The 13,124-nt window shown below is 59.4% G+C and carries 15 protein-coding genes; 7 read left to right on the top strand and 8 right to left on the bottom strand.

The genetic code is table 11. The features are described 5' to 3' along the window. Window positions 1–807 (top strand): oxidoreductase (locus AC0L3P_RS32440; RefSeq protein ID WP_473308295.1); only part of this gene is annotated, 807 nt, incomplete at its 5' end. Window positions 808–1,078: 271 nt separating this feature from the next. Then, the gene (locus AC0L3P_RS32435; protein WP_275172742.1) at window positions 1,079–1,486 is read left to right on the top strand and encodes a hypothetical protein; all 408 of its coding nucleotides are present in this window, start codon (window positions 1,079–1,081) and stop codon (window positions 1,484–1,486) included. A gap of 233 nt (window positions 1,487–1,719) precedes the next feature. Here AC0L3P_RS32435 and AC0L3P_RS32430 read toward each other — a convergent pair whose 3' ends face one another. The 3 genes from AC0L3P_RS32430 to AC0L3P_RS32420 form a co-directional block, all read right to left on the bottom strand. Beyond that, window positions 1,720–1,965, bottom strand: coding sequence for a PilZ domain-containing protein (locus AC0L3P_RS32430; RefSeq protein WP_007599245.1), 246 nt, complete (start codon window positions 1,963–1,965; stop codon window positions 1,720–1,722). Window positions 1,966–2,287: 322 nt separating this feature from the next. Next, window positions 2,288–3,628 carry a DUF2235 domain-containing protein gene (locus AC0L3P_RS32425; protein ID WP_473308292.1) on the bottom strand — a complete coding sequence of 447 codons (1,341 nt, stop codon included), beginning with the start codon at window positions 3,626–3,628 and terminating at the stop codon, window positions 2,288–2,290. 226 nt (window positions 3,629–3,854) lie between these two features. After that, window positions 3,855–3,986: a hypothetical protein gene (locus tag AC0L3P_RS32420; protein WP_007599247.1), complete on the bottom strand. Its 132-nt coding sequence runs from the start codon at window positions 3,984–3,986 to the stop codon at window positions 3,855–3,857. A gap of 358 nt (window positions 3,987–4,344) precedes the next feature. Here AC0L3P_RS32420 and AC0L3P_RS32415 point away from each other — a divergent pair, with 358 nt between their 5' ends. The 3 genes from AC0L3P_RS32415 (at window position 4,345) to AC0L3P_RS32405 (ending at window position 5,376) form a co-directional block, all read left to right on the top strand. Further along, window positions 4,345–4,602: a hypothetical protein gene (locus AC0L3P_RS32415; RefSeq protein WP_007604597.1), complete on the top strand. Its 258-nt coding sequence runs from the start codon at window positions 4,345–4,347 to the stop codon at window positions 4,600–4,602. A gap of 1 nt (window position 4,603) precedes the next feature. After that, window positions 4,604–4,900 (top strand): hypothetical protein, encoded by a 297-nt coding sequence (locus tag AC0L3P_RS32410; RefSeq protein ID WP_018452940.1) that lies wholly within the window; start codon window positions 4,604–4,606, stop codon window positions 4,898–4,900. Between the two features lie 197 nt (window positions 4,901–5,097). Further along, complete coding sequence (locus AC0L3P_RS32405; RefSeq protein WP_007604598.1) at window positions 5,098–5,376, top strand: DUF1488 family protein; 279 nt, start codon at window positions 5,098–5,100, stop codon at window positions 5,374–5,376. A gap of 185 nt (window positions 5,377–5,561) precedes the next feature. On the opposite strand, the gene AC0L3P_RS32400 is transcribed toward AC0L3P_RS32405, so the two are convergent. The 4 genes from AC0L3P_RS32400 to AC0L3P_RS32385 form a co-directional block, all read right to left on the bottom strand. Beyond that, window positions 5,562–6,116 (bottom strand): hypothetical protein, encoded by a 555-nt coding sequence (locus AC0L3P_RS32400; RefSeq protein ID WP_473308290.1) that lies wholly within the window; start codon window positions 6,114–6,116, stop codon window positions 5,562–5,564. Between the two features lie 25 nt (window positions 6,117–6,141). Continuing rightward, the gene (locus tag AC0L3P_RS32395; protein WP_473308288.1) at window positions 6,142–7,311 is read right to left on the bottom strand and encodes a PP_RS20740 family protein; all 1,170 of its coding nucleotides are present in this window, start codon (window positions 7,309–7,311) and stop codon (window positions 6,142–6,144) included. A 109-nt stretch (window positions 7,312–7,420) separates the two neighbouring features. After that, window positions 7,421–9,274: an ATP-binding protein gene (locus tag AC0L3P_RS32390; RefSeq protein ID WP_473308286.1), complete on the bottom strand. Its 1,854-nt coding sequence runs from the start codon at window positions 9,272–9,274 to the stop codon at window positions 7,421–7,423. A gap of 1 nt (window position 9,275) precedes the next feature. Continuing rightward, entirely contained in the window at window positions 9,276–10,307 is a 1,032-nt protein-coding gene (locus AC0L3P_RS32385) for a DNA cytosine methyltransferase (RefSeq protein WP_473308284.1), read from the bottom strand. A 161-nt stretch (window positions 10,308–10,468) separates the two neighbouring features. On the opposite strand from AC0L3P_RS32385, the gene AC0L3P_RS32380 reads away from it, so the two are divergent. Next, a complete protein-coding gene (locus tag AC0L3P_RS32380; RefSeq protein ID WP_473308282.1) occupies window positions 10,469–10,927 on the top strand; it encodes a very short patch repair endonuclease in 459 nt (152 codons plus the stop codon). Window positions 10,928–10,986: 59 nt separating this feature from the next. On the opposite strand, the gene rpmB is transcribed toward AC0L3P_RS32380, so the two are convergent. Then, window positions 10,987–11,298, bottom strand: a complete 312-nt coding sequence (gene rpmB, locus AC0L3P_RS32375) for a 50S ribosomal protein L28 (protein WP_026232426.1) — start codon at window positions 11,296–11,298, stop codon at window positions 10,987–10,989. 606 nt (window positions 11,299–11,904) lie between these two features. Between rpmB and AC0L3P_RS32370 the strand changes: the two genes are divergently transcribed. Further along, window positions 11,905–12,714: a DUF3108 domain-containing protein gene (locus AC0L3P_RS32370; RefSeq protein ID WP_473308280.1), complete on the top strand. Its 810-nt coding sequence runs from the start codon at window positions 11,905–11,907 to the stop codon at window positions 12,712–12,714. Window positions 12,715–13,124 lie beyond the last annotated feature (410 nt).

Below are 13,124 nucleotides of genomic sequence, written 5' to 3'. Positions count from 1 at the left end.
CATGCGGGCCGCAAAGCCAGCAGCGCACGGCCCTGGGACGGCGGCCAGCTGATTCCGCAGGACCAGGGCGGCTGGCAGACCGTGGCGCCGTCCGCGCTGCCTCACAAGGAGGGCGAGGCCGCGCCGCTGGCGCTCGATGCCGCGGGTCTCAAGCGCATCCGCGAGGCCTTCGTCGATGCGGCCAAACGCGCCGAGCGCATCGGCATCGATGCCATCGAGCTGCACGGCGCGCACGGCTATCTGCTGCATCAATTCCTGTCGCCGATCTCGAACAAGCGCACCGACGAATATGGCGGCTCGCTCGAGAACCGCATGCGCTTCCCGCTGGAAGTCTACGACGCGGTCCGCGCGGTGTTTCCGCACGACAAGCCGGTCGGCATGCGGGTGTCGTCGACCGACTGGGTCGAGGGTGGCTGGGACCTGGCGCAGACCATCGTATTCGCAAATGCGCTGAAGGCGCGCGGCGTCGACTGGATCGATGCCTCCTCTGGCGGCGTCTCGCCGCTGCAGAAGATCGCGCTCGGCCCCGGCTACCAGGTGCAGTTCGCAGAGGCCATCAAGCGCGAGACGGGTTTGCCCACCATCGCCGTCGGCTTGATCACGGAGCCGAAGCAGGCCGAAGAGATCGTCGCATCCGGCAAGGCCGACATGGTCGCGCTCGCCCGCGGCTTGCTCTACGACCCCCGCTGGGCCTGGCACGCCGCAGCCGAACTCGGCGGCGAGGTCGAAGCCCCGCCGCAATACTGGCGCTCGCAGCCCTCGACGCAAAAGGCGCTGTTCGGCAAAACCACGTTCGGGGCGCGGTGAGGGGAGCGAGTGTGGCGCGAGGACCGCGCCGCATTTACAGTGTCGTCCCGGCGAAGGCCGGGACCCATACGCCGAGGCCGCGGTGACAGCGCAAGAAGGTCATTGCTTGTCTTCGCCAAACCGAATTCGGTGGTTATGGGTCCCGGCCTTCGCCGGGACGACGATGAGGGGACGCAACGCCCACCTCACGCATCCGTAAATCCCCTCACCTTCCACCTCCGCCAAATCTGGCCTAACCTCGCGTGCGTTCAACGCCTCACGGAGGCCCGCCATGCGGTTTCGTATCCGGAAAGCTGCCCATGTCATCGAGCGCGTGGGTCTTGCGATGGCGGGCGCGGCGTGCGGGCTGTTCGTCGGCGCTTACGTGGGATCTGCGATTCCCGCGCTCACCACCGAAGGCTTCCTGCTGCTGATGATGGTGCTGGGCTTCGTCGGCTTCTATCTCGGCATCGACACGCCGCAGCTGCCGTTCGACGAGGCCCACGGTGACATCGACGCCGCGGAGCTGTTGAGCTCCGCCGGCACGCTCTGCGCCACGTTCACCGCGCTCGCCTCCGTCGCCATCATCGTGCTCCGCCTCGAGCCGCATATCGCCTGGAGCTGGTTCGCCTTGTTTGGATGGATCGCCGGCGTCGCGATGCAGATCGTCGCGGGCGCGAAGGCGCGGATGCGGACGTAGGCTTCTTCCTTCTCCCCTTGTGGGAGAAGGTGGCATAGGCGGCCTTCGGCCGCCGTTCTTGAAAACGCCGATGCTTCGCATCGGCTATGGCGCCGGATGAGGGGTCTCTCTCCGCAGATCCAACTGTGAGAGATGTACCCGCAGAGAGAGACCCCTCACCCGTCTCGCCGCTCTGCGGCGAGCCACCCTCTCCCACAAGGGGAGAGGGTGATTAAGCTGACGTCTCGCTCCCTCTAAAACACCACGCCCACTTTCGTGCCGCGCTTCCACGCCACGCGGCAGCGCTTCTTGGTGTTCACGTGCAGCAGCTCGAAGCGATCGGGAATCTTCACCTGCCCGCCGAGATCGACGCAGGCCCCGCCCGGCGAATAGTCGATCAGCGTGCAGGGGATCACCGGCGCGCGCGGGTCGGTGATGATCTTGGCCTGGCGGGACACGAGGCCCGCGGGTTTGACGCGGGCATGTCGTCGCGGATGCATTGGCACTCTCCTCCAATTTCCGCGGATGGCGCGGGTGGTTTTGGCAGATGATGCAGAGGAGTTGATGCGATCCGGCTAAGGCGGGGCGGAGAATTTTAATGAAAAGTGTCGGCGAATGGAGAAAGCGGCGGTAGCGGGGTGGGGCGGGCGCTCCAAATTCGCCGTCGTCCCGGCGAAGGCCGGGACCCATACCGCGTGATCTCTCGGTTGCGGAAAGTAGGAGTACCGAGCGACGAGTCTTCGCCAAACTGCTCCCTGTGGTTATGGGTCCCGGCCTTCGCCGGGACGACACCTTTTTTGGGGCCAGTGCCGCGAAACCACCTCACCCCACCACGATCTCCCCCGTCTCCGCCGCCATCCCCACATGCGGCGGCACGGGCATCGGCACGGTCACATAATCCTTCGGCAGATTCACCGGCCGATAGTCCGGCTCCACCGCCATCCGCTTCACCACGCTCTCGTGCACATGCGCGCCTTCGGGGATGAGGCGCGGTTCGCAATCGGGGATGTAGAAACCCAAAAACACCTTCCGCTCCGGCCATTCCCGGTACTTGGCACTCTTCGGCAGATACTCCAGCACGCGCCACACCGCCGTCATCGAATCATGCAGCTCGCCCGTCTTGCCGGTGTAAGCCGGCGGCACGTATTGAAACGGCGAGTTCTTGCGCTGGACGCCCCAGGCGAGCTGGTTCACCGTGCGCGGGTTGAAGTTCAGCCCGGCCTTGGCCGCCTCCTCGATCACCCAGAGCAGCGGATATTTGGACTCGCCGCTCTCGACTTCCGGATAGCCGCCGCCGACGTCGCAATGCACGCCGGCGAACCACACCTGCAGGATGTCCTGCGGCTCCTTCTTCTCGTCGGGCACATAGCGGTTGCGCCAATAATCCTGCGGCTCCTCATACTGCTTGAGGCGGAACATGCAGCGGCGCTCATCGATCGCGATCGCCTGGCGGAAGATGTTGACGCTGGGATTGCGCAGCGTGAAGGCGAGCTCCTCCAGGCTGAACAGAAAGAAGAAATTGTCGCGCCGCGGCACGATCACGCTCGCCACCGTGTCCCAGACGCCGATGAAGTGGATGGTCGGCCAGCGTGTCGAGGTGATGCGCGCGAATTGCGCGGCGAGGTCGAACGCGTCCTTTGGCAGCGGCCCGCTCTCGTCGATCGCGACGTCCTTGAGATCCTCGACGTCGTTGCCGCGCCCGGTGCCGGAATATTGCTTGTAGGCGACGAGGCCCGAGCCTGCGAGGTTGGCCTGCTCCGGCGAGATCAGGCCAATCTTGTGGATCAGCCCCGCCAGCACCCGCACGGTGTAGGCGCCGCGCGAGAAGCCGAACAGGTAGATCTTGTCGCCGGGCGCGTAGTGCTCGATCAGGAAGCAATAGGCCGAGAGCACGTTGTCATCGAGCCCGTAGCCGGTGGCGAGCCCCAGCACCAGATTGACGTTGGCTTTCCAGCGGTGCCACGTCGACGGCTCCGTCACCGTGCCGACGCCTGGATCGTAGAACACCATCTGCCGCGGCTTCGTCTTGTCGGTCTTGCGCAGGCAGCGATAGAGCTTCAGGACGTTGGAGATGTTCTCCGAGATCTCGTTGCCGGTGCCGTCACAGCAGATGACGAGATTCTTCGGCTCGGATGTGTGGTCGGCGTTGCGCTCGTGCTCCACGGTACTCCCCTCCCGCTGATGCTACCCGGGCGAGTATAGCGGAAAAGAGTGGGGAGAAGGAGATGGTGGCGAGCTTGAACGCGTGATCGTGCCACAAACTCGTCATGCCCGGGCTTGTCCCGGGCATCCACGTTCTTGCTTCCGCGCGAAAGACGTGGATGGCCGGGACAAGCCCGGCCATGACGGAGGTCGGCGATACGTCGAGCCCGCCCTCTATCCGCCCCCGCTACTTCTTCTTCTGCCCGATCTCCGGCTGCCACGCCGCATCCTTGCGGCTGGGCGCTGCGGCGCTGGTCTTGATCTTGTCCTTCTTCGGCTTCTTGGTCTCGCGATTGCTGCGTTGCTGTCCCTTGGCCATGACGTCGTCTCCTCCTGGGTTTCGAGTTCGTCCGCGTGCGAGATCGGCGCTGCAATGGTCGCTGGGCGAGGCCACGCTGCATCCACCCGAGCCATTGAAGATCGCCGCCGCGCACACGAGGCGCGAAAGATGCAGCGCAACATCGACGCGCGGCAATTGCGTGAGCTGCGCTGACGTGGTCGAGCGTACGCCCGCGCCCTGCCGATTGCGAGGACTAAAACGCCGCGCGCGAGCACCGCGCTTGCCGCTTAAGTCCCGGCTCCCGCTGACATAAAGCTGGCTATTGCCGCGCAAGGAGCGCATGGTTCGCCATGGCTGGCGTCGGTTGGGGCCCCTTCTTTGCGAAAGGCAGGCGCGCATGACCATCCGCTCGCGGCGAGAAACCATCACCTTCAAGCATCCATTCCACATCCGCGGCCTCGCGCGCGAATTGCCGGCCGGCGCCTATGAGGTCGTCACCGACGAGGAGATGATCGAGGGCCTGTCGTTCGCGTCCTATCGCCGCGTCGCCACCATGATCACGGTGCCCTCCGAAGGCGTGCGCGGTGCGACGGAGATGCTGTCGATCGGCTCGGTCGACCTGGCGGATGCCCAACGTATCGACGCGAGTGCCTGAAATGACTGACATCCCGGTCGATCTCGACAGCCACCGCGGCATGGCCGCCCAGAAGGCAACCGATCTGCGCCGCGCGCTGGCCGATGTCGAGGCCCAGGTCAGGGAGCTGCGCGAGCGCGAGGCCGAGCTCGAAAACCGTATGATGTCCGTGCCCGCCACGTCCTGGCCGGAGGCCGCCGTGAAGGCGCGCCATCTGCTCAACCTCTATGCCGCGAGCCTGCCCACTGAAGACACCCGCCACCGCGCGCTGGTGGCCGCCCTGTTCGATGATTTCGCAAGGCTCAACGGCGACGGCTGACGGCGAGCCAACTCGTGGTGCCATCGCGCATGCTTGCAAACACACCCGTCGTCCCGGCGAAGGCCGGGACCCATAACCACCGAAGCGACTTGTTGTGCACGCTTGTGCCACAGCCTGCTTCGACAACGCCGACCGGCGTCCCCCGCGCGCAATCGCGCACAAGCCCGGCACGCCGCGCGGACGCAAAGGAGTACCCCATGACGCTCACCAGCAGCCGCTTCATCGCCCACGACCAGGACCGCGGCATCGTCCAGTTCTCGATGCAGGACGGCAGCAAAGAGATCGCCTGCGCGATCTCAACCTCCGCCATGGACGACCTCGAACGCGGCCCGCGCGCCCGGCCCAGCGAGCGCGAAGAGCAGTTCACGCGCCTGCGCGAGCGCATCGAAGCCTGCACCGGACGCAAATATCAGGCGACCGAGTTCGAAGGCACGCCGCCGGGAATCGTGCTGCGGAGCATTGATTTTCGGGGGTAGGGGGAGGTACAGACGCGCGGGCTGCCGTTGGTTCCGTTCTCATATTATGATGAAACGCGAAGTACCGCGGCTACGCCCTATCGGTATTGCACAGTTCGCCGCTACCCGAGCGCGTACAGTGGACAGCTAATAAATTCACGAAGTCGTGCGTTGTTTCGATACTGCAAGCCACCGCGCGTAGGGATTTAGCTCTGACAGCGCACGGAGAGGATATCCGCAAAGACACCCATTTTTCTGATATCGTTTGAATACAGCGTCAAGAGACCTGATTCTCCGTTCTCTAACCCCACATCTGCTTCTTTGGCGCAATCCAGTAGAATTTCTAGTCGGTCTAATTTTGCAAAGAATGCAACGAGTGGATATCTCTCATGATGGTATCCGCCGTAAGCCCCGCCGTTGCAGCTACTAATCGGAACACACCCTGCTGCTGATAGAGCTGCGACCGTCGAGGCTACGCCGATGTCTAATCCGAGAATGCCCTCTGGATCGTCGTATAGTTCATCCAAGATTAATTCGTGTTCTGCTTCGAGATCCGGGGCTGCTTCCAACCGACTGACAAGTTCGGATTCCAAGGCTCGTATCGTCTCGACCTCATCCCATGAGATTTTGCGTAAATCTTGATACTCTCTATTGCATACCGGATTTGCCTCTGATCTGACCTCAGCCGCTCGTGGCCAATAGAGGCGCTGGCCGTTCACAAGCCGCACAATTTCCACGTCAAATAAACGGTACTCGTGCATGCAAATTCCATTTACGCCTTAAGCCCTAAGCCGACTGCTGCTTTCGATACTCGTCGATATCGTAGCGTGCTGCCTCCAAAAGCGTGCACATTTCATCAATCATCTCTTGGCGTATGTCGCTTTCGGACGACAAATATTCGTCCACATCGAGCAGGCTGCTAACTCGCTTCAGGATTTTCGTCGCTAGATCACACTCGTCTATCGGCGTCGGCTGAATCGTTGCCAGATTGGCCGGATCCCCTGTCACGTCGAAGGTGGGGTTAAAACGAATTGCTATGGAGACCATATCCTCAACTGAGGCGTTGCCATGGACTCTGTAGCCGAGGGTGCTCTTCACCTCCATGATTGAAGGAGGGCTATGCGCGGCTCCAAGATGCAGAAGCCATTTGCAAAGTCCCACTAAGAACACGGATTGTATCCCAGCTTCCGATTTCTTTGCCTCTTCGAGCGAAGAAGCATCTGATATATTGAATTTTTTAGATGAGGCCGTCTGAAACGGTGCGCATTCCGCAAGATTTAGACTGTAGAGCCCAGCAAGCCGTTTCAAAGTCTCAGCGTGTATATGGGCCTTGCCAACTCTTGTCGTCAGGAGCAGCAGCCACGGCGACTTGCGACGTGCTTGAACCGACAACAATCTCAGAACCATATTGTAGTAGGTCTCATCAAAATGGCCTGGCGATTGAGCACCAAAACCGTCGCATAAATCCAAGTTGATGACGTCGTACGGTCCAATTGCAGCCGTCTTGTGCCAAGCAATCGAGCTCATGTTGACGAGCTCTCGCATATCGTCAGCTAGAATTTCGGACCGAGGATCGAAAGAAGCTGATTTGCTTATTTCATCCAATGATATGTTCAACTCTGTCTGGTCTTCGGTTGCGGCGGCCGCGCTGTTGTTGAAGCCGAGAAAGCGAAGCTTGATATCTCTTGGCTCGCACACAGTGGAGCCAAAGCACCGTAAATCAAGCAGATCGTCGCCGGGAAGACCAAAGTAAGTCAGGGTGTCCTCTAGCCTCGGAAGCTCATCGAGCAGCTGTCCGATAAAGTAGCACCATTGCTCCTTCCTCACGAACTGCTTCCGTGGCTTGTGCCAAGGATGAAAGTTCTTCTTCTTTGGAAATGAATATCTGTATTCACCCACGCTGGAAATGTTGTCGGCAAAGCTTCCAGAATTGTCGCTCGCCCCTTTATCGCTCATCCCTCTTGCTCTTCTAAAATCCGATGGATAGCTCTGAGAAGAGCTTCCTGCTTCTTTTTGGTGAGTTGATCGATGAGACCAAACGATGCAAGAACTTGCGCAATCGCCTTCAGTTTCTCGTCGACAATAGTTGCTCTTGCTCTCTCTTTCGCGGTCTTTGGTTTTTCCCGGGCGGCCACGGCCGAGCGCTGGTAGACGTAGGTATCTGAGTTGGTGCGCTTCGGGAGATCACCTTCGACAAGTTCAATTGACGGCGGAGCCGAAGCTGGATCGTCTGATTGCTCGGTCCAAACTTGAGAAGCAACCTTCTGAATGAGACTAAGTGGGCGTCCTTCGTCCCTTCGCGCTCGTAGCGTCTCACTTGGCTCGCCGCTTTCTTTTGTACGGTTGCCAGTTGTCGCAGAGCAGCGTGGAGCCATCTTGTTATGTAGACGGCATGAGGATGGGCGTTATTGAAGGATTCTCGGTCAATGTTGAGTGCGCTATCAAGTCCTTCGTTGACGAAGATTTCGCATGTGATTTGTCTTAGTCGAGTTTGCTCCGAAATCTGGTATCTCATAAACGTGGGATCGAACAATGTCCCGCTCGCGCCGTGAATACGAATGAGTGATCCTTGATGCTCGGTAGGCGATATCTTTGGGTACCAAAAGAGATAAGCTTCAAATTGAAGTCTGCCCCCGCTTAACTCTGGCGGCAGTTTCGGAAAGGTCTCGTCACACTTCCCGACAAATACCAGAGGGTGTTTGAGCGAATGGGTAGTGGGAGCGGGCAGGTCTCTAAACTTGATCGGGCGGAAGAGTTTAAGGTCGTCCACGAAAACGTCAAACTTGCCGGCCGACTCTTTCGGGTCATCTAGGTCAACCGCGTCCCGAATTGATCCTACTTCGGTGACTGGTTGTGCAGCACCCTTTGGCTTGTTCGAGAGTACGAATGTCTCGGCCCAGCCCGACGAGGGCTGGTCGAATAAATGTCCTTCAACGTAAGGTAATGGCACGGACAGTCCAAGCAGCCAGACCATTCGTAGATAGTAATCAAAAATGCTCTCGAGCTTTGGGTTGGGATTACCTGCTTGAGTTTGGTCCCATACCGCATCGACAAGCTTTTTGAATGCCTTGGATGGGTTGTCAGTCTTCTCCCAAGGCAGCGATGTATATCGATCGCCAACGGGTCGGAGAAGTCTTCCGGTCTGGTCGACTCTGCCAACATGAAACTTTGGCGGCTCGATTGATTGCTTTTCTTCGTCGGTTGCAGTCTGTTCGTTTTGCTCAATCGCTCCCCAGATTTCACGACTGCGAAGCGTATCGCGAGCTTGGGGGCGTATTGAATTGAGGACGATGGTGGTGCCCTGCTTTTCTATGTCCGTAGCCTTTTCGCGCCATATCACGACCTTTCCTGATTCAAATTTCTTTTCACCGTGCGAGGGTGCAACTTCCGAATCCGAGAATTGTCGAAGCGACACTGTCGCTACAGTGCGATGATTGTCGCCTTGGGTCTTTGTAATGATTTGGAATGAGTGAGTTAGTTGGGAGACGGAGAAAAGGCCGATACCGATCTTGCCAATAAGTCTTCGGCCACTGGGACTTCGCGTTGGATCAGTTGGGGATGTAATCCCTAGCCCCTCGCCCTCCGCATTTCGTTTAGCGCTGCCCCCGATATTGAAGAGGAGGTGCGCAAGAACTGCCGGCGACATGCCCGAGCCATTGTCCTCGATAGTGATGCGTTCGAATCGTGGAACGTCGGTCTTAATTGTTACGCGAGTGGCGTCTGCATCGTAGGCGTTTGAGATAAGCTCTCGAAGAGAGGATGCAGGCTGTCGGTAGATTCCGTCTGTTACGCGCGCAATGACCTGTTCGTTTGTTTGAAGTGTAGTCTGGACAACGACATCTCGCTCCTCGCTCTGAATGATATTCTTTGCGAGTTCATGTTCGTTCGCGTTTTTCTGCTCGATGATCCTGATAGCCAACTTACTCTCTCAATGATCGCCGAATTGCCGCAGCGACACTCTTGGCTAGGGGTGGCGGGACCGCATTCGAGATCTGCTCTACCTGCTCGGATAGATTCCCCTTCAGTACAAACGTTTCCGGGAAACCTTGCAGGAGCATCGCTTCAAATATGCTCAAGCGGCGCGTTCCACTAGGATGAACATAAATCTCTCGATGACCAAACGCGATTGTTGGACTCGGCTTCTGCCAACTGAGTTGTTTGAAGCAGCGGCCACTATGAGTTGCTACTTTCATTTTAAATCTTGGCGACACCGGATTCATTGTCCAATGATTGGGATGATGCGGGATGTCGTCTGCGGCCAAATTTCGTGAAAAGAACTTTGGTTCGGGAAGGTTGCCTATAGCTTCTCGTACCGTTGCAAGTCCCTTCCTTCGTCTCGGACGAACAGGATTCATAGCAACTTTGCTTCTAATGGCCGACAGCACTATTCTGCGCCGCGTTTGTGGGACCCCAAAGTCGAGAGCGCAAAGCTCCTTCGCTGTTATGTCAAAACCGAGCGCGCGCAATCCTGACAGAAGGCTTTGATAGGCGGCTGAGTGCTTCTTGTCGCGCATCCCGAGAACATTCTCGAACACCACAAAATCAACTTCAAAATGCTTTTGAAGCTCCCGCACGATTTCGATGTACAACTTTGGCAGCTGATTGCGGGGATCTGATGCGGTGGCAGTTGTGTTGGCTCTGGAGAATCCCTGACAAGGCGGACCACCAATGATGCCAATCCGGGAACCGATCTTCACAGTCTCTTTGACAATTGAAGCAACGCCTTTAGGGCCGAGCGTAATCAGATCACCAGCTGTAGCGGCTGCGCCGGGAAAGTTCCGCTTATGCGTCTCGATCGCTGCAGGAGAGATGTCGAAGGCTGAGCTGAGTTCGAATCCGGCCGATTTGAATCCATGATCGAGACCACCGGCGCCGGAAAAGACGCTTACAATCTTCGGAAGGTTGTTCGTGGTGCGTTTGGAATTGGATCGCTGTTGCTGCGCCTTCGTCATCACTTTTCATCAGCCGGTATGGTTGCTTACGAGTGCTCGCGCATCGTCGCTGCAACCGAGGGTATAGATAGAGGGTCGTTGCGTCCAATTGTTACTAAGTATAGTAAAAAACCCGTTAAATTTCAGCGGGTTGACGCCAGCGAACAGCGCGGACGGCAAAGATGGATACGGTAACGGCGATTCAGCGAAGCGCGAATATGGCTGCAATCCGCTCGAAAAATACACGTCCAGAGATTGCCGTTCGCCGCTTCCTGTTCGCCGCTGGGCTGCGGTTTCGGCTGCATGCGAAGACCCTTCCAGGAAAGCCGGACATCATTTTCCCATCGCGCCGGGTGGTAATCTTTGTTCACGGCTGCTTTTGGCACGGCTGCACGAAGTGCGTGGACGGAAAGCGTAGGGTGAAGTCAAATTCGAAATATTGGATTGAAAAGGTTCGCGGAAACCGATCGCGCGACGCTAGGCACAAGAGGGCGCTACGTGCTGCCGGATGGAAATGTCTGACCGTCTGGGAATGTGAAGTGTCGAAGCTGCATAAGCTACGCCGACTTCTTGATGCCGTCGCCTCTCATCCAACGCGCAAGCAAAAAACGGCCGGATCTCTCGATCCGGCCGTCACGTAAAACTTGATCCAGCTAAGCCTACGCCTCGCGACGCAAGCCCTCACCCAATCCGAAAATTCTTAGCTCGCCTTCTTCTCCGGCGCCGGGGTCGGGCCGACCTTCTTCTGGATGGCGCGCTTCAGCTCGAGGGCGCGCGGCGACAGCACGGCGGCCTTGGCCTTGAGCAGGAAGGGATCGAGGCCGCCATTGTGGTCGACGCTCTTGATCGCGTTGGTGGAGACGCGCAGGCGCACGTTGCGGCCCAGCGCTTCGCTGATGAAGGTCACGTTGACCAGGTTCGGCAGGAAGCGGCGCTTGGTCTTGATGTTGGAGTGGCTGACCGTGTGGCCGACCTGGGGGCCCTTGGCCGTCAATTCGCAGCGGCGAGACATGGCAAAATCCTCAATCTTTCCCAACGATGTGCGGCCGCCATTCGGGGCGCCACGGGCAAATTCTCTGTCCTTGCAGGGAGCGGGCGGACGTATAGGGGGGAAGCGGCGGGACGTCAAGGTTTTGGGGCGTGTTTCATGCTCCAAGGTAGCTGTCATCGCCCGGCAGTTGGTGTCATCGCCCGCGAAGGCGGGCGATCCAGTATTCCGAGAAAGCGCGGCTAGAGTCGAGGGGCCGCGGCGTACTGGATGCCCCGCCTTCGCGGGGCATGACAGCAAGGCATGACAGCGGTGGAGGTGGCGGGGTGATGTGCGCGCTTCTGACCCGCCCCGATCACCAAAACGGCAATGATTATCGCGCCTTACCATCACATAAAGGGCGTATTCGCGCCCGAAGAGTGCAGTGGAGTTCCGGACGCGGATTGGCCCGGACACATTGCTTGGCGCGGGTTTTGGCTTAAGTAACGACCGTTCGCGCCCCGATTGGATTGTTTCGTGCTCACAACGCCTCATCTTGCGCCAAGTCTGCGTCCAAATGAGCTGCGCCCAAATGAGCTGCGCTCAGCGGAGCGGCGCGCAAGTCATCCGCGCTCTGCCGGCCGGTGGGTCATGGCGGCCCTTTTCGGGCTGGTTTTGGCGTGGGCGGCGGAGCCCGCGGCGGCGCAAGGCAAGCTCGAGGCGCAATACGAGGCGACGCTGGCGGGCATTCCCGTAGGCCGAGGCGCCTGGAACATCGACATCCAGGACGACGTGTTCGCGGCCGCGGCCTCCGGCGGCACCTCGGGGCTGCTGAAATCCTTTGCGGGCGGGTCGGGCACCGGTGCCTCGCAGGGCCGCGTGGTCAACGGCGCGCTGGTCGCGACCGGCTATCAGGCCTCCACCACCACCTCGAAGAAAACCGAAGAGATCCGCATCACGCTCGACAAGGGCAATGTGAAGGATTTTGCCATCCTGCCGGAGCCGCCGCTCGATCCCGACCGCATCGTCGTCACCGACGCGCATCGCCGCGGCGTCTGGGACCCGATGACGGCCTCGCTGGTGCGCGTATCCGGCACCGGCGACGTGCTGTCGGCGGACGCCTGCCACGGCAGCGCCGCCGTGTTCGACGGCCGCATGCGCTACGAGCTCAAGCTCGATTTCAAGCGCATGGAAAACGTCAAGGCGGAGAAGGGCTATCACGGCCAGGTCGTGGTCTGCTCGCTGTATTTCGTGCCCATCGCCGGCTACATCCCCGATCGTCCCGTGATCAAATATCTCGCTGCCCAGCGCAACATCGAGGTCGCGTTCGCGCCGATCGCCGGCACGCGCATCCTGGTCCCATTCTGGCTGAAAGTGCCGACCCCGCTCGGGCCGGCCATGCTGGAAGCGACCAGCTTCGTCACCAGCGCCCAGCCGCCCAGGGTCGCAAAGACGCAGTAGGCTTGGCGTAGCCCCCGCTGCCGTAGCCCGGATGGAGCGCAGCGTAATCCGGGGTTCTTTGCTTCGGCCCCCGCATTGCGCTCCGCTCCATGCGGGCTACGGACCTCACCTTTTGGCCGAAAATAAACACAAGCAATTTCAACAACATGCCTACTGTGCATGGGGTTGTTTTCGCGCTTTTGTTTTGGAGGGGTCGGGGAGCGGGAATCCATTTGACTCCTCCCCGATTCTGATTCGACTCCGCGCCGTCCCCAGCTTTAACGAATCCGCCACCGAAACGTCGCTTGTGCGGCGGGCCAAAACTCCATCTAGTGCGAACCAATAGGCCTCCCGCGACATCTTGCGTGAACGGAACAGGACTCAAGGGGGAGTCAGCGATTCGGCCGCGATTCGTTCTCAACTCGTTCCGA

Source organism: Bradyrhizobium sp. WSM4874 (assembly GCF_055811835.1).
Note: the sequence above shows the minus strand (reverse complement) of the source record. Positions and strands in the feature narration are given on the sequence as shown.

Coding starts and splice junctions, on each gene's coding strand:
- AC0L3P_RS32430 (WP_007599245.1), bottom strand. CDS start 1,965: ATGCATCCGCGACGACATGCCCGCGTCAAACCCGCGGGCCTCGTGTCC.
- AC0L3P_RS32435 (WP_275172742.1), top strand. CDS start 1,079: ATGCGGTTTCGTATCCGGAAAGCTGCCCATGTCATCGAGCGCGTGGGT.
- AC0L3P_RS32405 (WP_007604598.1), top strand. CDS start 5,098: ATGACGCTCACCAGCAGCCGCTTCATCGCCCACGACCAGGACCGCGGC.
- AC0L3P_RS32410 (WP_018452940.1), top strand. CDS start 4,604: ATGACTGACATCCCGGTCGATCTCGACAGCCACCGCGGCATGGCCGCC.
- AC0L3P_RS32380 (WP_473308282.1), top strand. CDS start 10,469: ATGGATACGGTAACGGCGATTCAGCGAAGCGCGAATATGGCTGCAATC.
- AC0L3P_RS32385 (WP_473308284.1), bottom strand. CDS start 10,307: ATGACGAAGGCGCAGCAACAGCGATCCAATTCCAAACGCACCACGAAC.
- AC0L3P_RS32370 (WP_473308280.1), top strand. CDS start 11,905: ATGGCGGCCCTTTTCGGGCTGGTTTTGGCGTGGGCGGCGGAGCCCGCG.
- AC0L3P_RS32420 (WP_007599247.1), bottom strand. CDS start 3,986: ATGGCCAAGGGACAGCAACGCAGCAATCGCGAGACCAAGAAGCCGAAG.
- AC0L3P_RS32415 (WP_007604597.1), top strand. CDS start 4,345: ATGACCATCCGCTCGCGGCGAGAAACCATCACCTTCAAGCATCCATTC.
- AC0L3P_RS32400 (WP_473308290.1), bottom strand. CDS start 6,116: ATGCACGAGTACCGTTTATTTGACGTGGAAATTGTGCGGCTTGTGAAC.
- rpmB (WP_026232426.1), bottom strand. CDS start 11,298: ATGTCTCGCCGCTGCGAATTGACGGCCAAGGGCCCCCAGGTCGGCCAC.
- AC0L3P_RS32395 (WP_473308288.1), bottom strand. CDS start 7,311: ATGAGCGATAAAGGGGCGAGCGACAATTCTGGAAGCTTTGCCGACAAC.